A 24089-nucleotide genomic window follows, 5' to 3' on the forward strand; every position below is an offset into this window, starting at 1 on the left:
ACGATGAAGTCCCAGAAATGACCAGGCTTCAAGTGCACGAGTGAGGTCGCTGCGGGTGCTGCCCGCACGACCTCGGAGTGAGGAGTGCAGTGGCAGGCAAGGCCCGCGTACACGAGCTGGCAAAAGAGCTCGGGGTCGAGAGTAAGACCGTACTCGCCAAGCTCAAGGAGATGGGCGAGTTCGTCAAGTCCGCATCCAGCACCGTCGAGGCGCCCGTCGCCCGGCGGCTTCGCAACGCGTTCGTAGCGTCCTCGTCGGGCGCTGCACCGTCGGCACCGGCCCCCGCGCCAGCGCCGGCCGCGCCGTCAGCGCCGGCCGCACCCCGGCCCGGCCCGGCCGAGCCGCGCGTCGCGGCCCGCCCCGGTCCGCCGCGGCGTCCGACCGCACCGACCCCGCCGACGGCCCGTCCCAAGGGGCCGGTCCCGGGTCCGCCGCAGCCGGCCGCTCCGGTGGCCAAGCCGGCGAGCGCCCACGACATCGAGGTGGCGGCCGCCGAGGCGCGGGCCGCCGCGTTGAAGGCGGAGCAGGAGGCGGCCGTCAAGGCCGCCCAGGCGGCCCGTCAGCAGCAGCGTGAGACCGTCCGTCGGGAACCGCCGGCCGACGGTGGCGCGCCGCGTCCCAAGCCGGGTCCCGGCGGCATGGCGCCCCGGCCAGGTCCGGCCAACCGGCCGGGTCCGGCGGGCGGTCAGGGCACCCCGGGTCGTCCCGGCGCCCGGCCACCCGCGCGGGGCGGCAACAACCCGTTCGGGATCAGCTCCGGCGGCCAGCGTCCGGCGGCCCAGGGTGGCGGCCCACGGCCGAACCCGGCCAACATGCCGCCGCGGCCCAGCCCGGCGTCCATGCCGCCGCGGCCGAGTCCGGCTTCCATGCCGAGTCAGCGTCCCGGCCGTCCCAGCGGTCCGGGTGGCGCCGGTCGGCCCGGTGGCGCCGGTCGACCCGGCGGTGGCGGCGGCGGCGGCGGTGGTTTCCGCGGCGGTCCTGGTGGTGGCGGTGGCGGCGGCGGTGGTTACCGCGGCGGTCCTGGTGGTGGCGGTGGCGGCGGCGGTGGTTACCGCGGCGGTCCTGGTGGTGGCGGCGGTGCCGGCGGTGGATTCCGCCCCGGTGGTGCCCCGGCCGGCGGCGCGGGTCGCCCCGGCGGCGGTGGCCGTGGTCGCGGCGGTGGCGCGGCGGGTGCCTTCGGGCGTCCGGGTGGCAAGCCCACCCGTGGCCGCAAGTCCAAGAAGCAGCGCAGACAGGAGTTCGACAACCTGTCGGCGCCGACCATGTCCTCGGGTGCTCCCCGCGGCCAGGGTCAGGTGGTCCGGTTGTCCCGGGGCGCCTCGCTGTCGGACTTCGCCGACCGGATCAACGCCAACCCCGGTTCGCTGGTCCAGGAGATGTTCAACCTGGGCGAGATGGTGACCGCGACCCAGTCCTGCTCGGACGACACCCTGCTGCTGCTGGGTGAGCACCTCGGCTTCGACGTGCAGATCGTCAGTCCGGAGGACGAGGACCGCGAGCTGCTGGCGCAGTTCAACATCGACCTCGATGCCGAGGTCGCGGCGGACCGTCTGGTCAGCCGGGCGCCGGTGGTGACCGTCATGGGTCACGTCGACCACGGTAAGACCAAGCTGCTCGACGCCATCCGTAAGGCGAACGTGGTGGCCGGTGAGGCGGGTGGGATCACCCAGCACATCGGTGCGTACCAGGTCCACGTCCCGCACGATGGCCAGGACCGCGCGGTGACCTTCATCGACACCCCGGGTCACGAGGCGTTCACCGCCATGCGTGCCCGTGGTGCGCAGGTCACCGACATCGTGATCCTGGTGGTGGCGGCCGACGACGGTGTCATGCCGCAGACCATCGAGGCGCTCAACCACGCCAAGGCGGCCGACGTGCCGATCGTGGTGGCGGTGAACAAGGTCGACAAGCCGGAGGCCAACCCGGACAAGGTCCGCCAGCAGCTGACCGAGTACGGGCTGGTCGCCGAGGAGTACGGCGGCGACACGATGTTCGTGAACGTGGCCGCCAAGCCCGGCATCGGCATCGAGGAACTGCTGGAGGCGGTCCTGCTGACCGCCGACGCGTCGCTGGAGCTGACCGCTCCGATCGACGGCCCGGCCCAGGGTGTGGCCATCGAGGCGCACCTGGACAAGGGTCGCGGTGCGGTGGCGACGGTGCTGGTCCAGAAGGGCACCCTCCGGGCGGGCGACTCGATCGTCGCCGGTGGGGCGCACGGCCGGGTTCGGGCCATGCTGGACGAGAACGGCCAGCAGGTCCCCGAGGCCGGGCCGGCGCGTCCGGTCATGGTGCTGGGTCTGACCACGGTGCCGGGTGCGGGTGACACCTTCCTGGCCGCCGAGGACGACCGGACGGTGCGGCAGATCGCCGAGCAGCGGCAGGCGCGGCGGCGGGCGGCGAGCTTCGCCAACTCCCGCGGTCGGGCCACCCTGGAGACGCTCATGGAGCAGCTCAAGGAGGGCGAGAAGACCTCGCTCAACCTGGTGCTCAAGGGCGATGTCTCCGGTTCGGTGGAGGCCCTGGAGGACGCGCTGTTCAAGCTCGACATCCCGGAGGAGGTCCAACTGCGGATCATCCACCGGGGCGTGGGTTCGATCACCGAGAGCGACGTCATGCTCGCGAGCGCCTCGTCCGAGGCGGTCACGATCATCGGCTTCAACGTACGGGCGGCGAACAAGGTTCGCGAGATCGCCGACCGCGAGGGTGTGGAGATCCGGTACTACACCGTGATCTACCAGGCTCTCGAGGAGATCGAGGCGGCGCTCAAGGGCCTGCTCAAGCCCGAGTACGAGGAGGTCGAACTCGGTTCCGCGGAGATCCGGGACGTGTTCCGGTCCTCCAAGGTGGGCAACATCGCGGGTTGTATCGTCCGGTCCGGCCTCATCCGCCGCAACGCCAAGGCGCGGCTGCTGCGGGACGGCGCGGTCGTGGCGGAAAACCTCACGGTCAGCTCGCTGAAGCGGTTCAAGGACGACGCGACCGAGGTGCGTGAGGGCTTCGAGTGTGGTCTGACCCTGGCTGGTTACAACAACCTCCAGGTCGGCGACGTGATCGAGACCTTCGAGATGCGCGAGAAGCCGCGCGGCTGACGCGTGGTGGCGAGAACGGCCGGGACCCGCTGGGGTTCCGGCCGTTCGGCTTTCCGCCGAGGCCGGCCACTCCCGAATGGTGAGGGGTTCCCGCCTGGGCCCGCCCACGCTGGTCAGGTGGTGGAGGCGTTCCCGCCGGGCCCGCCCACGCTGGTCAGGTGGTGGGGGTTCCCGCCAGGCCCGCCCACTCTGGGCGGTCAGGCTTGATCCCGTCGTGGGCGGGCCTGGCGGGAACCCCTGGCGCGGCTCCGGCCGTCCTGACCGGCTCTGTCGTGACCGGCTCTGTCGTGAGCGGCTCTGTCGTGACCGGCTCCGCCTGAGGTGGGCGGCGGTGGTCGGGCGGTGGGGCGGTGCGAGAATCGCCGCGTGATCGAGTACGCGCTGCTGCTGGCACCGTCGAGCAACCGGGTCTACGCCGACGCGGCCGGCGGACTGGCCCGGGCCGAGCTGACGGTGTTCGCCGGTGCCGGGGTGCTCTCCAGCATCCCTGCGGAGATCGGCGAACGGCGCATCGGCGGGGTGAACTACCTGACCTTCGCGGTGCCCGAGCCGGGCCTGAGTGAGGACGACATCGCGTACCTGGCGAACCTCTCGGCGGCGTACGCGCTGTTCGAGCGGGCGGGTGAGCTGCTGCGGCCGGTGGAGTTGGCTCCGCTCGCCCACTTCGACTCGGACCTGATCACCATTCCCAAGTACGCCGGCAAGACCAACGAGCAGTTCACCCGGTTGCTGATGAACGTCACCCTGCTGGCCTCGGCCTCCGCGCCGGCGATGCTGACCGGCGGGCTGGTGGTACTGGACCCGCTCTGCGGGCGCGGTACGACGCTGAACCAGGCCCTGATGTACGGCCACAACGGGCTGGGCGTGGAGATCGAGGGTCGGGACGTCGACGCGTACGCGGCCTTCCTGCGTACCTGGCTCAAACGCAAGCGGCTCAAGCACCGGGCGGAACTCGTGCCGGTACGCCGGGACCGGAAGCTGGTGGCCCGTCGCTTCGAGGCCGTGCTGGCGCCCTCGCCGGAGCGGTACCGGGCGGGCGACACCCAACGGATCACCGTGCTGCAAGCGGACACCACCCGGCTCGGTGAGCTGCTCCGCCCGGCCTGCGCCGACGTGATCGTGGCCGACGCGCCGTACGGGGTGGTGCACGGCAGCCGAGGTGGTCCGGGACTCTCCCGGAGTCCGCTGGAACTGCTGCGCGGCGCCGTACCGGGCTGGACCCGGCTGCTGCGTCCCGGCGGTGCCCTCGGACTGTCCTGGAACACCCATGTGGCCGGGCGGGCGGCGGCGGCCGAGGTGCTGACCGCCGCGGGCCTGCGGGTGCTGGACGGTGCCGGTTACGCGGAGCTGTCCCACCGGGTGGATCAGGGCATCGAGCGGGACGTGCTGGTGGCCGTGGCGCCGGTCCGGCCGTAGGCGGCGCGACGCTTGTCGCGTCAAGCGGGGGGCCTTCCTATACAGAAAACGATAAAAAGGGGCCCTTCCTTTCACCGCGCCGGGCGTACCCTGGTGCGCCGTGTATACCGGAACCGCCTTGTTCGACCTGTTGCTTCCCGGCGACTCCCGTTCGCTGAAGGCGAAGCGCTCCTACGTCCGACCCATCCTGGCCGCGCTGCGCCGGTTCGAGGTGTCAGCAGCCGAGGTGGGCGACCTCGACCTGCACGGCCGGGTACAGCTTGCCGTGGCCGTCGTGGCGGCCGAGACCGGCCATGTCCGGGAGGTGCTGGACTCCTGTGAACGGCTGGTCGCCGGCCGGCCCGAGATCGACCTGCTGTCCGTGCGCCGCCGGCTGTACGGCCCCGAGGAATGAGCCCATCGGCGCGGGCGGACGGCCGCGCATCGGGCCGCGCGCCACGGGTAGTGTTTCCAGACGTTGGTCTGCCAGGTGCCGCTCATCGGCGGGGACCGGCGGAAGCAGGACGCCGTGGAGGTGCGAGATGACGGATCCGGCCCGGGTACGCCGGCACGCGGAGCGCGTGCGGGAGCTGGTGGCCTCGGTGGTGCGTACCCAGATCAAGGACCCCCGGCTCGGCATGATCACGATCACCGACGCCAGGATCACCGCCGACCTGCGGGAAGCCACGGTTTTCTACACGGTGCTCGGTGACGCGACCGAGCAGGCGTCCACGGCGGCGGCGCTGGAGAGCGCCAAGGGGTTGCTGCGCAGCACGGTGGGCAAGGCGCTGGGGCTGCGGCACTCGCCGACCCTGGCCTTCGTCCTGGACAACGTGCAGGATCAGGCGAAGCACATCGACGAGCTGTTGGCGGCGGCCCGGAACGCGGACGCGGAGGTGCAGCGTCGGGCGGCCGGTGCGCGGTACGCCGGCGACGCCCAGCCCTACCGGATCGACGCCGACGACAACGACGAGTCCGACGGGGAGGCCGGGTTGCCGGCCGACGCCCGCAACGAGGGCGGCGACGCCGACGAGACCGACGAGATCCGGGCGGCCGACGAGGCGTACGAGTCCGGTGGGACGTACGAGATTCCCGCGGAGCGGGCGTCCGGCAACGGCCGGGCGGATCGGTGGGGCGGGGAGCGGCCGTGACCGGGTCGGCCGGTGGCGCGGCCCTGACCGGGTCCGGCCCGTCCGCCTCCGCTGGATCGGCCGCGGAGGCGCCGCTGGCCGGCCCGGCCGGGGGAGCGCCGCTGGCCGGCTCGATCGGGGGCACGTCGCCCGCCGGCCCGGCCGTGGCCGACGTGCCGTCACCACGTACGGTGACCGGTCCCGGCCCGGCGGACTGGGCGGCGGCGGTGGCCGCCGTCCGGGACCTGCCGCCGGACGCGCGGGTCCTGCTGATCTGTCACATGAATCCCGACGGTGACGCCCTGGGCAGCATGCTCGGGTTCGCGTTGGGGCTGCGCAAGCTCGGTCTGACCCGGCTGACGGCGACCTTCCCGGGCCGGTTCGAGGTGCCCGAGCCGCTGCGGGGGATGCCCGGGGAGGAACTGCTGGTCCCCGCCGAGCGGGCGGACGCGGATCCCGATCTGGTCGTCTGTTTCGACGCGGCCAGCGAGTCCCGGCTGGGCGAGCTGGTGGACCGGCTGGACGGCAGGGCCGTGTCGGTGGTGCTGGACCACCATGCCTCCAACCCCGGCTTCGGCGACATCCACCTGGTGGACCCGACGGCCGCGGCCACCTCGGTGGTCGCGGAACAGCTGCTGGCCCGGCTCGACGTGGCGCTCGACGAGCGCATCGCCGAGTGCCTCTACATCGCGCTCGCCACCGACACCGGCTCGTTCCGGTTCGATGTCACCACGCCGGCCGTACACGAGCTGGCCGCCCGGCTGCTGGCGACCGGCCTGCGTCCCGGTGACATCTCCCGCCGGGTGTTCGACACCCGACCGTACGGCGCGGTCCGGCTGCACGCCGACGTGCTGGCCCGGATCCGGCTGGAGCCCGCCGCCGTGGGGGGACTCGGCCTGGCCTGGACCTACGCCACCCTTGCCGACCTGGAACGGCACGACCAGCGGCCGTACGTGCTGGAGCCGCTGATCGACTCGGTCCGGTGTACCGCCGAGGCGGACGTGAGTTGCCTGCTCAAGCAGCTCGCTGACCACGAGTGGGCGGTGTCCCTGCGCAGCAAGGGCGCCGTGGACGTGAGCCGGGTGGCGATGGGCCTGGGCGGGGGCGGGCACCGACTGGCCGCCGGCTTCACCGGGCATGGCTCGGTGGACGAGGTGGTCGCGGCGGTCCGTGCGGCACTGCCGGGTGGTAGCTGAGCTGTCCGATCAGGTCGAGCAGTCGGTTGGTGCGGCGCCGCTGGGCGGAGCCGCCCGGCCCGCCGGGGCGGCGTCGCGGGGCGCCGTGGGCCGCGACGGTCGTTCGGATCAGGGATAACTCCGGGGCGTATTTCCCTTTCCGCTTACGGTGACCGCCGGGGACAATCGGAGCATGGAGCAGCCCTCGGAGATCGTTACAGAGGTGCCCCGAGCCTGGGACCGGCCGGCCGTCTCGGTGCCGGTGCTGGTGGTCCTGTCGCTGGTCGGTGGCGCCTTTCCGTCCTTCTCGATGCAGGCCAACCTCTACACGATCGGCACCGGGGGAGCGCTCATCTGGTTCGGCCTGTCGAACCGGGTGCCGCGTCGGCCGGCCGGTCGGGTGGGCCGAGGGGTGATCTGGTGGGTTCTGCCGGTCGCCGTCTTCGGCGTGTTCGAGGGGGCGACCTTCGTGCTCGGCTCCGGTGATGACTTTCCGACCTTCTCCCGGTTGGCAGACCCGGTGCTGGAGCACCAGGTTGCCCGGTCGGCGGGGTACTTCGGCTGGCTCGCCGCCTTCTGGGGACTGGTGCGCCGATGAGTACGCGAGAGTTCGCCATCGCCGGTTTCCTGACCGCCCTGGTGCTGTTCGGCGGGCTCGAATGGGCCGCTCGCCGCGAGGGTTCCCGGATTCCCACCCTGGGCGAGGCATGCGCCTACGTCATGCAGTACGAGGTGGGTCCGGTCCCGGTGGGCCGGATCGGGTTGTTCGGCTTCTGGTGGTGGGCGGGCTGGCACTTCTTCGCCCGCTGACCCGGAACCGGCCCCCGCGCCGACCCGGAACCGGCCCCGCACCGCGGACGGACGCCGTCGTTAGCCTGCCGTCGGTCCCAACCGCGCGGCATCTGGGATGCGTCCCGAATTACGGGAAGCGTGGGCAGTATCTGGACCTGAACGATAACTTGGGTGGTGTCGCGAACCGTGGCCCGGCCGATCCGGGACACGGGTGGCCGCCAGGCCACTGAATTGCCTCCAGGGTCAGACCGACCCGGGGTCACGCTGCCTCCGTCTCCCTTTCCGGTGATCCCGGATTCAGCCGGATGGCGCTCAGCAGGACCGCCAGCGGCGGGCCGTACCGGCTCGACGCACCCTGGAAGGAGCACCCGCATGCCCAGGAAGCCGAAGACCGAAACCGCCGACGAGATCGCCCGCGAGCAGGCCCGGCGGGCGCTGCAGACGTCGATGGACACCCGGCAGTAAGGGTCACTTCAGCCGCACCGTAAGCGCCATGCGGCGTTTGCGTCCCTTACTGGCCGCGTGCCAGGATCATGCTTCGTGAGCCTGCCCACCAGTGCCGAGCCGCAGATCCGGCCCACTGCGCGCCGAATTGCCGCGCTCGCCCTCCCCGCGCTGGTGGTGCTCGCGGCCGAGCCGCTGTACATCCTGGTCGACACGGCAGTGGTGGGACACCTGGGCCGGATCCCACTGGCCGCGCTCGGCGTCGGTGGCACCGTCCTGACCATCGCCACCTGGCTCGGCACGGTTGTCGCCTACGGCACCACCGGCCGGTCGGCCCGACGGTACGGCGCCGGCGACCGGGCGTCGGCGGTGGCCGAGGGGGTGCAGGCGTCCTGGCTGGCGCTGACCGCGGGACTGCTGGTCACCGTCGTCGTCGAGATCGGCGCGGGGCCCATCGCGCGGGCGCTGGCCGGCGGCGGTACGGAGGTGGCCGGAAACACCGCGCACTGGCTTCGGGTGGCGGCCCTCGGCGCCCCCGGGCTGATGCTCGCGGCCGCCGGCAACGGCTGGTTGCGCGGGGTCCAGGACACCCGCCGGCCGCTGTACTTCGTTCTCATTCCCAACCTGCTGTCGGCGGCGCTCTGTCCGCTGCTGGTCTATCCCGTCGGCCTCGGGCTGGTGGGCTCGGCGGTGGCCAACGCCACCGCGCAGACGCTGTCGGGGCTGCTCTTCGCCAGTGCGCTGCTGGCCGAGCGGGTGCCGCTGCGGCCCAGGCCGGAGGTGTTGCGCCGGCAACTCGCGCTCAGCCGGGATCTGCTGGTCCGTGGGGTGGCCTTCCAGGCCAGTTTCCTGTCCGCCACGACGGTCGCGGCCCGGTTCGGCGCGGCCGTGGTCGGTGCCCACCAGATCGCGCTCCAGCTGTGGTTCTTCACCGCCCTGGTACTGGACGCCCTGGCGATCGCGGCCCAGTCGCTGGTGGGCTCGGCGCTCGGCGCGGGCGACGCCCGACAGGCCCGCTGGCTGGCCCGCCGGATCGCCCTGGCCGGCGCGCTCTGCGGGGTGGCCTTCGCGATCCTCATCGGTGCCGGGGCCGGTGTGCTGCCGGCGCTGTTCAGTCCGGACGTCCAGGTACGGGAGCAGGCGATGGTGGCCTGGCCCTGGTTCGTCGCCATGCAGCCGCTGGCCGGCGTCGTGTTCGCGCTGGACGGGGTGCTGATCGGCGCCGGTGACGTGCGTTACCTGCGCAACCTGACGATCGTGGCGGCGCTCGGTGGCTTCCTGCCGGCGATCTGGACGGCGTACGCGCTGGACCTCGGCCTGGGTGGCATCTGGGCCGGCCTCACCCTGTTCGTCGTGATCCGGCTGGTCGCGCTGCTGCTGCGGATGCGCTCCGGCCGGTGGGCGGTGACCGGCGCGGTCCGCTGAGCCGACCGGTTCCCCAGGATCCGGATTCTCCCGCGACCATCCGGTGGACTGTCTGGAATGCTCCCCGACCGCGAGTTCAACGGGGATCGTGATCACCGTTGACCGGTCGCGCCGAACAGACGCTCAGCGCCAGCGCAGGATGACGAGCGTCGGCGCAGGATCGGAGCGCCAGCGCGGGATCAGGACGAACGGCGGCGCAGGATCAGGACGAACAGGGCGAGAACCGCTGTGACCATTACGGAGGCCGTCAACGCAACAAATGCGAACGAGAGGATGTCGGCCAGCACGCGGTGCCGGTCTGCCCACCGACTCCGGCTCCGCCACCGCCACCACCGTTCGCGGCCCGTTCGTAGGGCGGGCAGGCTCGCCACGAGGAGTTCCAGCCGGCGGCCGACTGTCAACCGGGGTGGCTCCGGGTTCCGCATCCATTCCGGCAGGTCCACGCTGGGGCGATCCCGATCGGGTGGGCGTGGAGCAGTCATCTGAACTCCCGTGCGGCTGATTGTCCGGACTCGTGCGTCCGGACGTACCGTACGGCACACATTTCGCCCCCGGCTGGGCGCTCGGTGCGGCCTCTGGATGGTCTGGCAGGCTTGGCACCGTGAGCGGCGACGGACTGATCGTGGTGGACAAGCCGGCCGGGATGACCTCGCACGACGTGGTCGCCCGGCTGCGCCGGCTGGCCCGTACCCGGCGGGTCGGACACGGCGGGACACTGGATCCGATGGCCACCGGGGTGCTGGTGATCGGGGTCGGCCGGGCCACCCGGCTGCTCACCTACGTGATCGGGGCCGACAAGAGCTACACCGCCACGGTCCGACTGGGTCAGGCGACGATCACCGACGACGCCGAGGGCACGGTGACGGCGAGCACGCCGGCGGGCCACCTCGACGACGGCGCGATCCGGGCGGCCTTCGCCGGGCTGACCGGTGAGATCGACCAGGTGCCGAGCGCGGTCAGCGCCATCAAGATCAACGGCCAGCGGGCGTACAAGCGGGTCCGCGAGGGGGAGACGGTCGAGCTGGCCGCGCGGCGGGTCACCATCGGCCGGCTCGACGTACTCGCGATCCGCCGGCCCGCCGCCGACGCGGACGGCGCGGCGGGTACGGCGTTGAGCAGCGGATCTGTCGACGAGGCCGGCGCGGCCGGCGGGGTGGCGGGCCCGGGTTCGGCAGACGAGGCCGGCGGCGGGCCGAACCCGGTTGGCACCGCCGATGTCGTGGACGTGGACATCGAGGTGAACTGCACGTCCGGTACGTACATCCGGGCCATCGCCCGGGACGCCGGCGCGACGCTGGGTGTCGGTGGCCACCTCACGGCGCTGCGCCGGACGGCGGTCGGCGGCTTCACCCTGGCCGAGTCGGCGACCCTGGAGCGGCTGACCGAGCTTGCCGAGAGCGCCGGGAACGTGGTGGCGCTGGCGCCGGCCGAGGCGGCCCGGCGGTTCCTGCCGGTCCGCCAGGCCGATCCGGCCGAGGAGCGGGTGCTCGGGCACGGCGGCCCGCTCGCCCCGGTGGGCATCCCGGGGCCGTACGCCGTGCTCGGAGCCGACGGCAGGCTGGTGGCTATCGTCAGCGAGCGGGACGGCCGGGCGCGGCCGGAGATCGTGCTCGCGCCCGCCTGAGGAACAGGTCACGGGCGGTGGATCGACCGGGAGGACACGGAATGCAGCGGTGGCGCGGGTACGAGGCGGTCCCGCGGGGTTGGGGCCGGTCGGTGGTCACCATCGGCGTCTTCGACGGGGTGCACCAGGGGCACCGGGCCACCATCGGGCACGCCGTCGAGCGGGCCCGGGAGCTGGGGGTCCGCTCGGTCGTGGTCACCTTCGACCCACACCCCTCCGAGGTGGTCCGGCCGGGTACGCATCCGGCCGTGCTCACCGAACCGGCCCGCAAGGCGGAGCTGATCGAGCAGCTCGGCGTCGACGTGCTGTGCGTGGTGCCGTTCACCCCGGAGTTCTCCCGGCTGACCGCCGAGCAGTTCGTCCACGACATCCTGGTCGAGCACCTGCACGCGGCGCTCGTGGTGGTCGGGGAGAACTTCCGGTTCGGGCACCGGGCGGCCGGGGACGTGACGCTGCTGGAACGGCTCGGCCGGACGTTCGGGTTCGCGGTCGAGGGGGGTCCGCTGGTCGCCGGGGACGGGACGGTCTTCTCCTCGACGTACATCCGGTCCTGCGTCGACGCCGGCGACGTGCGGGCCGCGGCGGTGGCGCTGGGCCGACCGCACCGGTTGGCCGGGGTGGTGGTCCGGGGTGACCAGCGCGGCCGGGAGCTGGGCTTCCCGACCGCCAATCTGCTCTGCCACCGGTACGCGGCGATCCCGGCCGACGGGGTCTACGCGGCCTGGCTGGTCCGGGACCCGGCCCGGGTCGGGTCGACCGGGCGTACGGCGCTCCCGGCGGCGGTCTCGATCGGGACGAACCCCACCTTCTCCGGCCTCGACCGGCGGGTGGAGGCGTACGTTCTGGACTTCAGCGGTGACCTGTACGGCGAGCGGCTGGCGCTGGACTTCGTGGCGCACCTGCGCGGGCAGCGCACCTACCAGGGGGTCGAGCCACTGATCGCGCAGATCGGTGCGGACGTGGCGCAGACCCGGGCGTTGCTGTCCTGACGCCGCCCCTGCCGGGCGCCGACGGCGGAAGCTGGTAGCCTGGCAGAGACGCTGGGAGACCGGCGCTGGCCTCGCGTGCCTGCTCGACGCCGCGGGTGCGGGGTCTACCAACCAAACCCACGGAAACAGGGAGAAGATGGCGCTCGACCAGGAGACCAAGAGCAAGATCCGGCAGGAGTACGCGACCGTCGAGGGTGACACCGGTTCGCCGGAGGTCCAGGTGGCTGTGCTCACCAAGCGGATCGCCGACCTCACCGAGCACCTCAAGGTGCACAAGCACGACCACCACAGCCGTCGTGGTCTGCTGCTGCTGGTCGGCCGGCGCCGCCGGCTGCTCAACTACCTCCAGAAGGAGGACATCAGCCGCTACCGGTCGCTGATCGAGCGACTCGGCCTGCGGAGGTGACGTGACGGGGGAGTGGCGATTCGCCGCTCCCCCGTGCCCGTCCCATCGAAACAAGGGGCCAGCGCGACCGCCCGCGAGAAAGTCGGATCAGCGCACCGGTCCTCGGTAGTGGCCCCCGGGCCGCCGGCATCGGCCGGCACCCCGGGCGCTTCGATCGAAGACCGGCCGCCTGAGCGGCTTCGGCGAGGTCGTGGGCCCCACGACCGAAGGAGTACGAAACACCCATGACCGAGAATCGCCTCGGCACCCAGCACAGCAAGGCCGTGATCGACAACGGGACGTTCGGCACCCGTGAGATCACGTTCTCCACCGGGCGGCTGGCCCGGCAGGCCGCCGGCTCCGTGATCGCCCAGCTCGGCGAGACCGTCGTGCTCTCCGCGACCACCGCGGGCAAGCAGCCGAAGGAGCAGTTCGACTTCTTCCCGCTGACCGTCGACGTCGAGGAGCGGATGTACGCCGCGGGCCGGATCCCCGGCTCGTTCTTCCGCCGCGAGGGCCGGCCCAGCGAGGACGCCATCCTCACCTGCCGGCTCATCGACCGGCCGCTGCGCCCGTCGTTCGTCAAGGGCCTGCGCAACGAGGTCCAGGTCGTCGAGACCATCCTCGCGCTCGACCCGCAGCACCCGTACGACGTCGTCGCGATCAACGCCGCGTCGATGTCCACCAAGCTGTCCGGCCTGCCGTTCTCCGGCCCGGTCGGTGCGACCCGGATGGCACACGTGGACGGCCAGTGGGTGGCCTTCCCGACCCACGAGGAGCTGGCTCGGGCCACCTTCGACATGGTGGTCGCCGGCCGCGCCCTGCCGGACGGCGACGTCGCGATCATGATGGTCGAGGCCGAGGCCACCGAGAACACCGTCAAGCTGGTCGCCGGGGGCGCCACGGCGCCCACCGAGGAGGTCGTGGCCAGCGGCCTGGAGGCCGCCAAGCCCGCCATCCGCGAGCTGTGCCGGGCGCAGAGCGAGCTGGCCGACGCCGCCGCGAAGCCGGTGGCCGAGTTCCCGATCTTCCTGGACTACCAGGACGACGTGTTCGAGGCGGTCGCTGGTTCCGGCCGGTCCGAGGTCGCCGAGGCGCTCAAGATCGCCGGCAAGGCGGACCGCGAGGAGGCGCTCGACCGGATCAAGGCCCGGCTGCACGAGGAGCTGGACGCCCGCTTCGAGGGCCGGGAAAAGGAGATCAGCGCCGCGTTCCGGTCGCTGACCAAGTCCGAGGTCCGGGCCCGGGTGCTGCGCGAGCAGGTCCGGATCGACGGTCGCGGCCCGCGGGACATCCGCCCGCTGTCGGCCGAGGTCGGCGTGCTGCCCCGGGTGCACGGTTCGGCGCTGTTCGAGCGGGGCGAGACCCAGATCATGGGCGTCACCACCCTCAACATGCTGCGCATGGAGCAGGCGCTGGACACGCTCTCCCCGGAGAAGTCCAAGCGCTACATGCACAACTACAACTTCCCGCCGTACTCCACCGGTGAGACCGGTCGGGTCGGCTCGCCGAAGCGGCGCGAGATCGGGCACGGCGCGCTGGCCGAGCGGGCGCTGCTCCCGGTGCTGCCGTCGCGCGAGGAGTTCCCGTACGCGATCCGGCAGGTCTCGGAGGCGCTGGGCTCCAACGGCTCGACGTCGATGGGTTCGGTCTGCGCCTCCACCCTCGGCCTGCTGTCGGCCGGTGTGCCGCTGAAGGCGCCGGTGGCCGGCATCGCCATGGGGCTCATCTCGGACGAGGTCGAGGGCAAGACGCAGTACGTCACCCTGACCGACATCCTCGGTGCCGAGGACGCGTTCGGTGACATGGACTTCAAGGTCGCCGGCACCCGGGACTTCGTCACCGCGCTCCAGCTCGACACCAAGCTCGACGGCATCCCGTCGGATGTGCTGGCCGCCGCGCTCCAGCAGGCGCACGAGGCCCGGCAGACCATCCTGGACGTGATGCAGCGGGCCATCGAGGCGCCGGCCGAGATGTCCGACTACGCGCCTCGGGTCACCACCGTGAAGATCCCGGTCGACAAGATCGGCATGGTGATCGGGCCCAAGGGCCAGACCATCAACGCCATCCAGGACGAGACCGGCGCCGAGATCTCGATCGAGGACGACGGCACCATCTACGTCGGGGCCACCAACGGCCCGTCGGCGCAGGCGGCGGTGGAGCGGATCAACGCGATCGCCAACCCGACCCTGCCGAAGATGGGGGACAAGTTCCTCGGCACCGTGGTCAAGACCGCGGCGTTCGGTGCGTTCGTCTCGCTGCTGCCCGGCCGTGACGGCCTGCTGCACATCTCCAAGGTGGGCGACGGCAAGCGGGTCGAGAGGGTCGAGGACTTCCTCAACGTGGGTGACCGGGTCGAGGTGCAGATCGCCGATATCGACGCGCGCGGCAAGATCTACCTGGACAAGGTCCGTCCCGAGGGTGCCGAGGCGCCGGCCGAGGCGGACGCCGATGAGCGTCCGAGCGGCCGCGACCGGGGCGGTGACCGTGGTCCCCGGGACCGTGGTGACCGTGGCGGCGACCGTGGTGACCGTGGCCCCCGCCCCGAGCGCGGTGAGGGTGGCGGCGGTGAGGGCGGCGAGCGGCGTCGCCGGACCCGGCACAGCTGATCCGCGAGACCGCGATGACCCCTCCGTCGCGGGACGGTTCGACCGTCCCCGGGTCCGGCAGCGCGCCGGCCCGGGCGGTCACCCGTACCCTGACCAGTGATCCGCTGGGTGGCACGGTCCGTCGGACCGTGCTGCCCAGTGGGCTGCGGGTGATCACCGAAGCGATCCCGGCGATGCGCAGCGTGTCGTTCGGCGTCTGGGTGTCGGTCGGTTCCCGGGACGAGACCGGGGCGCAGGCCGGGGTCTCGCACTTCCTGGAGCACCTGCTGTTCAAGGGCACCAACAAGCGCAGCGCGCTGGACATCTCCGCCGAGATCGAGGCGGTGGGCGGCGAGACCAACGCCTTCACCACGAAGGAATACACCTGCTATTACGCGCGGGTGCTCGACGACGACCTGCCGCTCGCGGTGGACGTGATGTGCGACCTGGTCGCCGACTCCGTGCTCGACCCGGCCGACGTGGAGACCGAGCGCGGGGTGATCCTCGAAGAGATCGCCATGCACGACGACGAGCCGGGGGACGAGGTACACGACCTGTTCGCCCGGGCCGTCTACGGCGACCACCCCCTCGGCCGGCTCATCTCGGGCACCGAGGAGACCATCTCCCCGATGAGCCGCCGGCAGATCCAGAGCTTCTACCGGCGCCGGTACCAGCCGCCGTCGATCGTCATCGCCGCGGCGGGCAACCTGGAACACGCCACCGTGGTGCGACGGGTGCGCCAGGCCATCGCCGGGACCCCGCTGGACGCCGCCGGGGCCCAACCGGCCGCGGTCCGTGCGGTCCGGCCGGCCGTCCGGACCCGGCAGGCCGTGACGGTGGTCCAGCACAAGGAGACCGAGCAGGCCCATGTGGTGCTGGGTTGCGCCGGGATCGGCCGGCTCGACGAGCGGCGGTTCGCGCTCGGGGTGCTCAACAACGTCCTCGGCGGCGGCATGTCCAGCCGGCTGTTCCAGGAGATCCGGGAGCGGCGTGGACTGGCCTACTCGGTCTACTCGTACGCCAGCCAGTACGCCGACAGCGGGCTGTTCGCGGTCTACGCCGGTTGTGCACCGGGCAAGGTCGACGAGGTACTCGCGCTGACCCGCAACGAGCTGGCCGAGGTGGCGGCGCACGGCATCACCGAGGCCGAGCTGTCCCGGGGCAAGGGCATGACCAAGGGCTCGTACGTCCTGGGGCTGGAGGACACCGGTTCCCGGATGAGCCGGCTGGCCAAGGGTGAGCTGCTCTACGGCGATCTGCTGGCTGTGGACGACCTGCTGACCCGGGTGGACGCCGTCACGGCGGACGAGGTCAACGCGCTCGCGGCCGAGTTGCTCGCCCAGCCCATGTCGCTGGCCGTCGTCGGCCCCTTCGACCCCGACGCCTTCACCGCGGCCTGACCACGGCCCGACTGCGGCGCCTGACCACGGCCCGACTGCGGCCTGGCCACGGCTCGCCGGCTCGCCGGGACCGGGTTCGGCGCTCGGCGCGGGGCGGGACCGGCGTTGGGATAGGTTGTGGCCCGTGACTGACGAGCGTGAACCGATCCGGGTCGGCGTGCTGGGGGCGCGTGGGCGTATGGGCATCGAGGTGTGCCGGGCCGTCGAGGCGGCCGACGACCTCGAACTGGTGGCGACGGTCGACCAGGGCGACCGGCTGACCGATGTCTCCGACGCCGGCGCCGAGGTGGTCGTCGACTTCACCGCGCCCGACGTGGTGCTGGGCAACCTGCGCTGGTGTGTCGACCAGGGCATCAACGTGGTGGTCGGCACCAGCGGGTTCACCGAGGAACGGCTGGACGAGGTCCGCGCTCTGCTGGCGGACCGGCCCGACCTCGGCGTGGTGATCGCGCCGAACTTCGGCATCGGCGCGGTGCTGATGATGCAGTTCGCGGCGCGGGCCGCCAGGTACTTCGAGTCCGTCGAGATCATCGAGCAGCACCACCCGAAGAAGCTGGACGCGCCGTCGGGGACCGCCGCGCACACCGCCCGGCTCATCGCGGCGGCCCGAGCCGAGGCCGACCGGGAGCCCATGCCGGACGCCACCCGTGACGAGCTGCCGGGCGCGCGGGGCGCCGACCTCGATGGCGTCCGGGTACACGCCGTCCGCGCCAGCGGTCTGGTGGCGCACCAGGAGGTGCTGTTCGGCACGACCGGGGAGACGCTCACCATCCGGCACGACTCGTACGACCGGGTCTCCTTCATGCCCGGGGTGCTGCTGGCCGTGCGGTCGGTGCGGCGCCGGCCGGGCCTGACCGTCGGCCTCGACGCGCTCCTGTGACCGGCTCACCCCAGCTCCGGGCGGCGGAGCGGTCGTAGCGCGACCGAAGCGGTGGACGCGCCGAGCCAGGTCGGCCGGACCCGGCTGGGCCGGTTGGGCCAATTTGGCGGGCTACGCCTGCTGGGTCGGCTGGGTCGGCACCGCGACGTGCAGCCGGAGCTGGTTGACCAGCATGTCGTCGACGTCCAGGCCCCGGGCGGCGCCGTCCGGCTCCCAGCCGGCGCTGCCCAGGAAGCGGCGGGTCGCGGCGTCGCCGTCGAAGGCCCAGGCCACCGCCGAGGCGAAGCCGTCCTCGCGCCACAGATCCACCGAGGCGGCGAGCAGCCGACTGCCGTGCCCACGCCGGCCCCAGCGCGGCTCCACCAGCAGGTCGGTGACCGCCGCGACGTCCGGGCCGACCGCCTCGGCCGGCTCGTTCGGGGCGAGTGCCTGCTCGTCGGCCGGACCGGATGCCGCGAAACCCACCAGATACGATTGTTCGGCCTGTTCGATGGCGACCAGCACCCGGTGCCGGTCCGACGGCGGCGCCTCGATCGCGGCCCGCCACCGTTGGGTGAGGAAGTCCTCGTCCAACCCGTCGAGCACGTGCTTCGGGAGCAGCCGGCGGTAGGCGACCCGCCAGGTCGCCAGCTGCACGCGTGTGATCTCGCCGGCGTCCTCCGGACGCGCCGGGCGGACGTATCCCGTAGCCATGACCGGCAAGCCTACGCAGGGCGGAGGAAACGGCGATGCCGCAGGGTGCCCTCGGGCGGACCCGCAACCAGGCTCTCGCCGTCGCGCTGCTCGCGGTGGCGGTCGCGGTCTTCGTCGCCGCGACGGCCGTCCGGCACGGCTTCTTCGACCTCAAGGTCTACGCCGGGGCGATCCACCACTGGGTACGCGACGGTGGCGACATCTACGACTATCTCAAGCCCAGCAGCACGTACGGCTTCACCTACCCACCCTTCGCGGCGCTCACCATGCTGCCCCTGGCGTACCTGCCGTGGCCGGTGGCCATCGTGGGGAGCGTGCTGGCCACGGTCGTCGCGACCGGCCTGGTGCTGTGGTGGCTCATCGGCCCGCTCGCCCGGTACGCCGGTTGGCCGGCCTGGTTCGCCCTGGCCGTGGCGGCATGCCTGGCCGCGGCGTTCGAGCCGATGCGGGAGACGGTGCTGTTCGGTCAGGTCAACATGCTGCTGCTCTTCCTGGTCGCCGCGGACCTGCTCTGGCTGGTCCCCGACCGGGTCCCGGACGGCGTCCCCGACCGGGTCTCCAACCGGCTTCCGGATCGGGTCTCCAACCGGGTCTCCGGTCGGATCCTCGCCGGGGTCCGCTGGCACCGGTGGGCGGGGGTCGGCGTGGGGCTGGCCACCGCCATCAAGCTGACGCCCGGGGTGTTCATCGTCTATCTGCTGGTCACCCGGCGCTTCCGGGCGGCCGCGACGGCGGCCGGTACGGCGGCGGCGGCCACGGTCTGCGCCGGTGCCGTGGCGCCCGACGCCTCCCGGGTGTTCTGGACCGAGGCGCTGTGGAACACCGACCGGGTGGGGTCGCTCGCGTACATCTCGAACCAGTCGTTGCAGGGCCTGGTGGCCCGGCTGCAGCCGGCCGCGCCGAACCGGCTGGCCTGGCTGGTCCTGGTGCTGGCGGCCCTGGCGGTCTGGGCCTGGCGTGCCCGGACCGCGGTGGCCGTGGGGGACGAGGCCGCCGGGTTCGCCCTGACCGGCGTGGTGGGTTGCCTGGTCAGCCCGGTCACCTGGGTTCACCACCTGGTCTGGCTGCTGCCCGCCCTGGTGCTGCTGGTCGACAACGCCGTCCGCGGTGAGCCCGGTCCGGAGCAGGGTCCCCGTCGACGCCGGACCGGCCTGCTGGTGTTCGCGGCCGTGCTCTACCTGCTGCTGTGCAGCCGCCTGGTGTGGTGGTGGGAGGACGGCTCGGCAGGTCTCACCGGTTTCCTCGGCAGCAACGCGTACGTCTGGGCCAGCCTCGCCCTGCTCGTCGCGCTGCCGGTACGGGACCACGGCGTCGCCCCGCTCCAGGTCACGGACGACGGCGGGACGGGCCGGCGGTCCGCCGGTGGCTCAGCCGGGACCGATCCGGCCGGTGTAGCGGACCTCGGCCAGGCCGAGCGGCGGACGGCCACCGGACCGCTTGAGCTGGTACGTCGACCGTTCGCCGTCGGTGACTAGGCCCGCGTGTTCGTAGAAGGTCCGGGCCCGGCGGTTCTCCTCCAGGACCCAGAGCCGCAACTCGGTCCAGCCCTGTTCGGCCAGGCCGGCGCGGGCCGCCCCGAGCAGCGCCCGGCCGATGCCCCCACCCCACCGGCCCGGGTCCACGTACAGCGCCAGAATCTCGCCGTACGAGTGGTCCAGCTGGTCCCGGTCCTGCTCGATCCGGTACGGCCCGAAGGTGGTGAACCCGGCGATGCCGTCGGCGTCCTCGACCAGCAGAGTCCGGAACGGGTGGTCCGGTGCGGCGGTGTCGAGATCCCGACGTCGCTGCGCCCAGGCGACCGGGTTCAGCAACCCGAGGGTCTCGTCCGGGACGATGCCCGCGTAACCGATCCGCCAGGCGGCCACGTGTACGGCGGCGATGGCCGGCGCGTCGTCGGGAGTCTCCGCCCGGATGATCCGCATCTCCCAGTTCTAGCCGCAGCCGCCCCGCCGATCCAGCGCCCACTCCGGTGAGCGTCCCGATCCAGCGCCCACTCCGATGAGCGTCCCGATCCGGCGCCCACTCCGATGAGCGTCCCGATTCAGCGCCTACTCCGATGGGCGCCGATGATCCGGATCCGGGGGAGGGTGCGGGGAAGCTGTCGGACCGTTCGACTACCGTTCCGAAGCGATGGCAGCACTACCCGAGGAAATCTCCGTGGCCCAGGCCCGGCGCATCGCGCTGGCGGCCCAGGGTTTCGCCGATCCCGCGCCGAGCGGGGTGCCCACCCGGCGCCACCTGCGCCGGGTGTTGGGCCGCACCGGTCTGGTGCAGATGGACTCGGTGAATGTCCTGCAACGCGCGCACTACCTCCCGCTGTACAGCCGGCTCGGTCCGTACCCGCCCGAGTTGCTCGACCGGGCGGCCTACCGGGCGCCGCGCGAGTTGTTCGAGTACTGGGGCCACGAGGCGTCGCTGGTGCCGGTCGAGTTGCACGCCGCGCTGCGCTGGCGGATGGCCGCCGCCGAGAAGCACGCCTGGGGCGGGATGCGCCGGGTCGTCACCGAGCAGCCCGAGCTGGTGCGCTGGGTGCGGGACGAGGTGGCGGCGCGTGGGCCGCTCACGGCCGCCGAGATCGAACACGACGCGCCACGGCAGACCGGTAACTGGGGCTGGAACTGGTCGGTCGTCAAGCAGGCGTTGGAATACCTGTTCTGGGCCGGTGAGGTGACCGCGGCGGACCGGACCGGCTCGTTCGCCCGCCGGTACGACCTGCCGGAACGCGTGCTGCCCGCCGCCGCGCTGGCGGCGCCGACGCCCAGCGACGCCGAGGCGTACCGGCGGCTGGTGGCCATCGCGGCGCGTTGCCTGGGGGTGGCCGCGGAGCCGGAGTTGCGGGACTATTTCCGGCTCCCGGTGGCCGGCGCCCGGACGGCGGTGGCCGAGCTGGTCGAGGCGGGCGAGCTGCTGCCGGTCCGGGTCCGTGGCTGGCGGCAGCCGGCCTACCTGCACCCCGAGGCCCGGATGCCGCGCTGGATCCGGGCCAGCACGCTGGTCAGCCCGTTCGACCCGCTGGTGTGGGAACGCGCCCGCACCGAGCGGCTGTTCGGGTTCACCTACCGGATCGAGATCTACGTGCCGGCGCCCCGGCGGGTGTACGGCTACTACGTGCTGCCCTTCCTGCACGGTGACCGGTTCGTCGCCCGGGTCGATCTCAAGGCCGACCGCAGGGCGGGGATCCTGCTGGTGCCGGCGGCGTGGGCGGAGCCGGGCGTGGATCCGGCCGAGACTGCCGGCGCGCTGGCGACCGAGCTGCACCGGCTGGCCGGCTGGCTGGGGCTGAGCGCCGTGGCGCCGCCAGCCGGCGGGGACCTGGCCGGCCCGCTGCGCGCCGCCCTGGCCGGATCCGCCGGTGTACGGTGAGTCCAGCCGATCGACAAGGTGAGGTGCCGATGACGCACGCGGGTGGACCGCCGTCCGGTCCGACGTCCACCGAGGCCGTGCCGCCGGGTTGGACCGGCCAGGGCGTGCCGCCGGGTTGGACCGCACCGGCCCCGGAGCGCGACCGGCTGACCCGGTGGGTGTTGCGGATGCACGCCCGCGCTCCCCGCTGGACCGCGCCGGTCGCCGCGCTCGGCTGCATGGTGGCCGCTGCGGGCTACACGCTGATCAGCAGCCCCACCACCAGCGACCCGGACGCCGCGCCGACCTGCCTGCTGAAGCTGACCACGGGGCTGGACTGTCCGGGTTGCGGCGGCACCCGGGCCATGTGGTACCTGCTGCACGGCGACGTGCCGGCCGCCGCCCGGCACCATCTGCTCTGGGTGTTCGTCCTGCCGTTCCTGCTCTACCTGTACCTCGGTTGGGCGGTGGAGCGCAGCTTCGGCAAGCGGCTGCCGAAGCTACACGTCAGTCCGCGCACGCTCGGCATCATGCTCACGATCTGGCTGGTCTTCTCGGTGGCCCGCAACCTGCCCTGGCCCCCGTTCACGGCCCTCTACGTCTGATCCATGACGGCCGCGTCGACCGGCTGAGCCGGGTCCGCCGCGTTGCCAGCGTCGGCCGGACCAGCGAGTGGGCGCATGGTCCGGATCCCCCGGCTCGTTGTCGCGGTCACCGCCGACACCACCACCAGCAGGGCGAAGCCGAGCAGCGCGGCCGGCCCGCCGAGGTGGGCGATGAGCAGCCCGGCGAGCAGCGGGGCCAGCGCCGCCATGGACGTGGCGCCGAACAGGATCACGCTCACCACCCGGCCCTGGAGCCGATCCGGGGTGATCGCCGCCTGATAGCCGAACAGCGCCGAGTTGCAGGCCGGGCCGAGGAACACGACCACCGCCACCGGCACGGCGGCGAGGACCCCGGCGCTCAGCGGCGCGCTGACCGCCAGCAGGCCGGCGGCGGCCCAGCAGATGCTGATCACCAGCACCGGCAGCCGCAGCCGACGGAGCAGGGCGGGAGCCGCGACCGCGCCCGCGAGGCCCCCCACCGCGACGATCGTCTCGACGGGGTTGCTGGAGCGGGTCGCGGATCAGCAGGACGCCCACGAACGACGCCAGGTAGCTGACCGCGTCGGCCAGGAACGGCAGCGACCGGCCCAGCCCGAACAGCAGGCCGCCGAGGGGTGGCCCGGCCAGGCTGGTGCCGTACGCCCGGGCCTCGTTGCGGGCCACCGCGTCCGCCAACTGTTCCCGACCGACCACGCTGGGCAGGGCCGTGTGTTCGACGGTGTTGAACAGCACGCCACAGGCCGCGTCCAGCACGGCCACCGCGATCACCAGCGTCAGCCCGGCGTGCCCGGTGAGCAGCGTGACGCCCAGCAGAAGGTACCCGCCGAGGCGTACCGCGTCGCAGGTCAGCAGCGCCCGTCGCCGGTTGATCCGGTCGGCCAGCACCCCGGCGGGCAGCCGGCAGGCCAGGCGGGTGATCTGGAGCACCGTACCGACGATGCCCGCCTGGATCGGCGAGCCGGTGAGGTGCAGCACCAGCAGCGGTATCGCCAGGGAGGAGATGCTGGCGCCCAGGTCGGAGAGCGTCTGGCTGCCCCACAGCAGGTTGAAGGACCGGTTACGCCACAGCGACCGGGTCGTCCCGGCCGCCGCGGCGGTCATCCGGCAGCTCCGGACGGTCCCGGCCGTCCGGAGCCGGCGGGCCGCGTCACCGGACCGACCAGATCGACCGGTACGCCAGCTCGGGCGGCCCGGAGCACCAGCACCGGGACGGCCAGCCGTGGCACGCCGCGTCCCGGGCCGGGCACCGGCCGGCGGTCGTCCGCCCGGTCGTCCGGTGCAGGGGTTCACGGTGGTTCGGTCGCTTGGCTCTGCTCATGGGTCAGCCCACCCGCCGGATGTCGATGTCGCCGCTCAGCGTCCGTACCTCGATGCCGAGCTGGTGGCCGTTGGGCGGTGGGACGTTCCCCTGGCTCATGTGCAGCCCGTTGCGGGTGCTGCCGGACAGCGTGTTCAGGTCCAGCCAGACCCCCGTGCCGGCCGGCACCCCGATCCGGACGTCACCGGAGGCGGAGATGATTCCCAGGCTGCCCCGGTGCGCGGCGTCGATGCGGATGTCCCCGGAGGCGGTCTTCACCCGCAGGTCCCCGTTGGCGTCCCGGATCTGCAGGTCGCCGCTGGCGGTGTTGATCCGGGTGTCCGCGCCGGCGTGCCGGACGGTGATGTCGCCGGAGGCGCAGTCGACGCTGAGGCTGCCGCCGACCCGGCCGAGGTCGACGTCGCCGCTGGCGGTCCTGATCCGCGCGTCGCCGGTGACCTCGTCGATGTCGATGTCGGCGGAGGCGCCGCTGAGGATGGTGGTGGTGAAGGTTCCCCGCAGGCTCACGTCGGCCGACGCGATGTCCGCCTGGACGCCACTGCCGGTCGGCACGGTGACGCGGATCCGCAGGGAGCCGCCGCGCCGGAGGAACCGCCCCGGTTCCTTCGGCGCGCGGATGCTCAACGTGCCGCCGTTCAGTTCCACGGTGGTGTGCTCGGCCAGGTCGCGGGAGACCTCGCGGCCGTCGTACGGCTGCACGTCGACGGTGGCGACGTTCGTCTCGGCGGCGGTCACCTCGACCTTGCCCGACGGTACGGTCAGGTCCAGGGTGATCGGGGTGTCGACCGGGAACTCGGTCATGATCTCTCCTTGTC

The 24089-nt window shown here is 72.8% G+C and carries 20 protein-coding genes and 2 pseudogenes; 17 read left to right on the forward strand and 5 right to left on the reverse strand.

Features of this window, described 5'->3' with window-relative positions:
• Positions 1 to 89 precede the first annotated feature (89 nt).
• The 14 genes and pseudogenes from infB (at position 90) to dapB (ending at position 17316) form a co-directional block, all read left to right on the forward strand.
• Positions 90 to 3089: a translation initiation factor IF-2 gene (gene infB, locus ACXN5W_RS05195; protein WP_473156990.1), complete on the forward strand. Its 3000-nt coding sequence runs from the start codon at positions 90 to 92 to the stop codon at positions 3087 to 3089.
• Between the two features lie 366 nt (positions 3090 to 3455).
• Positions 3456 to 4505, forward strand: a complete 1050-nt coding sequence (locus ACXN5W_RS05200) for a TRM11 family SAM-dependent methyltransferase (protein ID WP_473156991.1) — start codon at positions 3456 to 3458, stop codon at positions 4503 to 4505.
• Between the two features lie 100 nt (positions 4506 to 4605).
• A complete protein-coding gene (locus ACXN5W_RS05205) occupies positions 4606 to 4899 on the forward strand; it encodes a DUF503 domain-containing protein (protein ID WP_473156992.1) in 294 nt (97 codons plus the stop codon).
• A 127-nt stretch (positions 4900 to 5026) separates the two neighbouring features.
• Positions 5027 to 5464, forward strand: a pseudogene (rbfA, locus tag ACXN5W_RS05210) (30S ribosome-binding factor RbfA); the annotation flags it as partial.
• A 323-nt stretch (positions 5465 to 5787) separates the two neighbouring features.
• Positions 5788 to 6810: a DHH family phosphoesterase gene (locus ACXN5W_RS05215; protein ID WP_473157082.1), complete on the forward strand. Its 1023-nt coding sequence runs from the start codon at positions 5788 to 5790 to the stop codon at positions 6808 to 6810.
• Positions 6811 to 6982: 172 nt separating this feature from the next.
• On the forward strand, positions 6983 to 7387 hold the full coding sequence (locus ACXN5W_RS05220) for a hypothetical protein (RefSeq protein ID WP_473156993.1): 405 nt from the start codon (positions 6983 to 6985) through the stop codon (positions 7385 to 7387).
• The gene (locus ACXN5W_RS05225) at positions 7384 to 7599 is read left to right on the forward strand and encodes a DUF6186 family protein (RefSeq protein ID WP_473156994.1); all 216 of its coding nucleotides are present in this window, start codon (positions 7384 to 7386) and stop codon (positions 7597 to 7599) included. The genes ACXN5W_RS05220 and ACXN5W_RS05225 overlap by 4 nt, the downstream gene beginning before the upstream one ends.
• Before the next feature lie 528 nt (positions 7600 to 8127).
• A complete protein-coding gene (locus tag ACXN5W_RS05230; protein ID WP_473157083.1) occupies positions 8128 to 9450 on the forward strand; it encodes an MATE family efflux transporter in 1323 nt (440 codons plus the stop codon).
• Positions 9451 to 10051: 601 nt separating this feature from the next.
• Positions 10052 to 11074, forward strand: a complete 1023-nt coding sequence (gene truB / locus ACXN5W_RS05235) for a tRNA pseudouridine(55) synthase TruB (RefSeq protein ID WP_473156995.1) — start codon at positions 10052 to 10054, stop codon at positions 11072 to 11074.
• Between the two features lie 41 nt (positions 11075 to 11115).
• Positions 11116 to 12063 (forward strand): bifunctional riboflavin kinase/FAD synthetase, encoded by a 948-nt coding sequence (locus tag ACXN5W_RS05240; protein ID WP_473156996.1) that lies wholly within the window; start codon positions 11116 to 11118, stop codon positions 12061 to 12063.
• 136 nt (positions 12064 to 12199) lie between these two features.
• The gene (rpsO, locus tag ACXN5W_RS05245; protein WP_473156997.1) at positions 12200 to 12469 is read left to right on the forward strand and encodes a 30S ribosomal protein S15; all 270 of its coding nucleotides are present in this window, start codon (positions 12200 to 12202) and stop codon (positions 12467 to 12469) included.
• 224 nt (positions 12470 to 12693) lie between these two features.
• Positions 12694 to 15057, forward strand: a complete 2364-nt coding sequence (locus ACXN5W_RS05250) for a polyribonucleotide nucleotidyltransferase (protein WP_473156998.1) — start codon at positions 12694 to 12696, stop codon at positions 15055 to 15057.
• 14 nt (positions 15058 to 15071) lie between these two features.
• Complete coding sequence (locus tag ACXN5W_RS05255; RefSeq protein ID WP_473156999.1) at positions 15072 to 16436, forward strand: M16 family metallopeptidase; 1365 nt, start codon at positions 15072 to 15074, stop codon at positions 16434 to 16436.
• Positions 16437 to 16560: 124 nt separating this feature from the next.
• On the forward strand, positions 16561 to 17316 hold the full coding sequence (gene dapB / locus ACXN5W_RS05260; RefSeq protein WP_473157000.1) for a 4-hydroxy-tetrahydrodipicolinate reductase: 756 nt from the start codon (positions 16561 to 16563) through the stop codon (positions 17314 to 17316).
• A 111-nt stretch (positions 17317 to 17427) separates the two neighbouring features.
• Here dapB and ACXN5W_RS05265 read toward each other — a convergent pair whose 3' ends face one another.
• Positions 17428 to 18009, reverse strand: coding sequence for a GNAT family N-acetyltransferase (locus ACXN5W_RS05265; protein WP_473157001.1), 582 nt, complete (start codon positions 18007 to 18009; stop codon positions 17428 to 17430).
• Between the two features lie 35 nt (positions 18010 to 18044).
• Here ACXN5W_RS05265 and ACXN5W_RS05270 point away from each other — a divergent pair, with 35 nt between their 5' ends.
• A complete protein-coding gene (locus ACXN5W_RS05270) occupies positions 18045 to 19484 on the forward strand; it encodes a glycosyltransferase 87 family protein (protein WP_473157002.1) in 1440 nt (479 codons plus the stop codon).
• On the opposite strand, the gene ACXN5W_RS05275 is transcribed toward ACXN5W_RS05270, so the two are convergent.
• Positions 19377 to 19931, reverse strand: a complete 555-nt coding sequence (locus ACXN5W_RS05275; protein ID WP_473157003.1) for a GNAT family N-acetyltransferase — start codon at positions 19929 to 19931, stop codon at positions 19377 to 19379. The two genes, ACXN5W_RS05270 and ACXN5W_RS05275, sit on opposite strands and share 108 nt — an antisense overlap.
• 208 nt (positions 19932 to 20139) lie before the next feature.
• On the opposite strand from ACXN5W_RS05275, the gene ACXN5W_RS05280 reads away from it, so the two are divergent.
• The gene (locus tag ACXN5W_RS05280) at positions 20140 to 21372 is read left to right on the forward strand and encodes a winged helix-turn-helix domain-containing protein (protein ID WP_473157004.1); all 1233 of its coding nucleotides are present in this window, start codon (positions 20140 to 20142) and stop codon (positions 21370 to 21372) included.
• A gap of 29 nt (positions 21373 to 21401) precedes the next feature.
• Positions 21402 to 21956, forward strand: a complete 555-nt coding sequence (locus ACXN5W_RS05285; protein ID WP_473157005.1) for a DUF2752 domain-containing protein — start codon at positions 21402 to 21404, stop codon at positions 21954 to 21956.
• Here ACXN5W_RS05285 and ACXN5W_RS05290 read toward each other — a convergent pair.
• From ACXN5W_RS05290 to ACXN5W_RS05300, 3 genes and pseudogenes are all read right to left on the reverse strand, one after another.
• Positions 21947 to 22435 carry a hypothetical protein gene (locus tag ACXN5W_RS05290; protein ID WP_473157088.1) on the reverse strand — a complete coding sequence of 163 codons (489 nt, stop codon included), beginning with the start codon at positions 22433 to 22435 and terminating at the stop codon, positions 21947 to 21949. The two genes, ACXN5W_RS05285 and ACXN5W_RS05290, sit on opposite strands and share 10 nt — an antisense overlap.
• A 55-nt stretch (positions 22436 to 22490) precedes the next feature.
• A pseudogene (locus ACXN5W_RS05295) lies at positions 22491 to 23057 on the reverse strand (MFS transporter); the annotation flags it as partial.
• 220 nt (positions 23058 to 23277) lie between these two features.
• Entirely contained in the window at positions 23278 to 24075 is a 798-nt protein-coding gene (locus ACXN5W_RS05300) for a DUF4097 family beta strand repeat-containing protein (protein ID WP_473157006.1), read from the reverse strand.
• Between the last annotated feature and the right edge of the window lie 14 nt (positions 24076 to 24089).

Source organism: Plantactinospora sp. A48, assembly GCF_055793945.1.

Bases quoted from the DNA above. Each gene is read 5' to 3' on its own strand.
- ACXN5W_RS05220 (WP_473156993.1), top strand. From the start codon at position 6,983: ATGGAGCAGCCCTCGGAGATCGTTACAGAGGTGCCCCGAGCCTGGGAC.
- ACXN5W_RS05225 (WP_473156994.1), top strand. From the start codon at position 7,384: ATGAGTACGCGAGAGTTCGCCATCGCCGGTTTCCTGACCGCCCTGGTG.
- ACXN5W_RS05240 (WP_473156996.1), top strand. From the start codon at position 11,116: ATGCAGCGGTGGCGCGGGTACGAGGCGGTCCCGCGGGGTTGGGGCCGG.
- rpsO (WP_473156997.1), top strand. From the start codon at position 12,200: ATGGCGCTCGACCAGGAGACCAAGAGCAAGATCCGGCAGGAGTACGCG.
- ACXN5W_RS05250 (WP_473156998.1), top strand. From the start codon at position 12,694: ATGACCGAGAATCGCCTCGGCACCCAGCACAGCAAGGCCGTGATCGAC.
- ACXN5W_RS05255 (WP_473156999.1), top strand. From the start codon at position 15,072: ATGACCCCTCCGTCGCGGGACGGTTCGACCGTCCCCGGGTCCGGCAGC.
- ACXN5W_RS05265 (WP_473157001.1), bottom strand. From the start codon at position 18,009: ATGGCTACGGGATACGTCCGCCCGGCGCGTCCGGAGGACGCCGGCGAG.
- ACXN5W_RS05270 (WP_473157002.1), top strand. From the start codon at position 18,045: ATGCCGCAGGGTGCCCTCGGGCGGACCCGCAACCAGGCTCTCGCCGTC.
- ACXN5W_RS05275 (WP_473157003.1), bottom strand. From the start codon at position 19,931: ATGCGGATCATCCGGGCGGAGACTCCCGACGACGCGCCGGCCATCGCC.
- ACXN5W_RS05280 (WP_473157004.1), top strand. From the start codon at position 20,140: ATGGCAGCACTACCCGAGGAAATCTCCGTGGCCCAGGCCCGGCGCATC.
- ACXN5W_RS05285 (WP_473157005.1), top strand. From the start codon at position 21,402: ATGACGCACGCGGGTGGACCGCCGTCCGGTCCGACGTCCACCGAGGCC.
- ACXN5W_RS05300 (WP_473157006.1), bottom strand. From the start codon at position 24,075: ATGACCGAGTTCCCGGTCGACACCCCGATCACCCTGGACCTGACCGTA.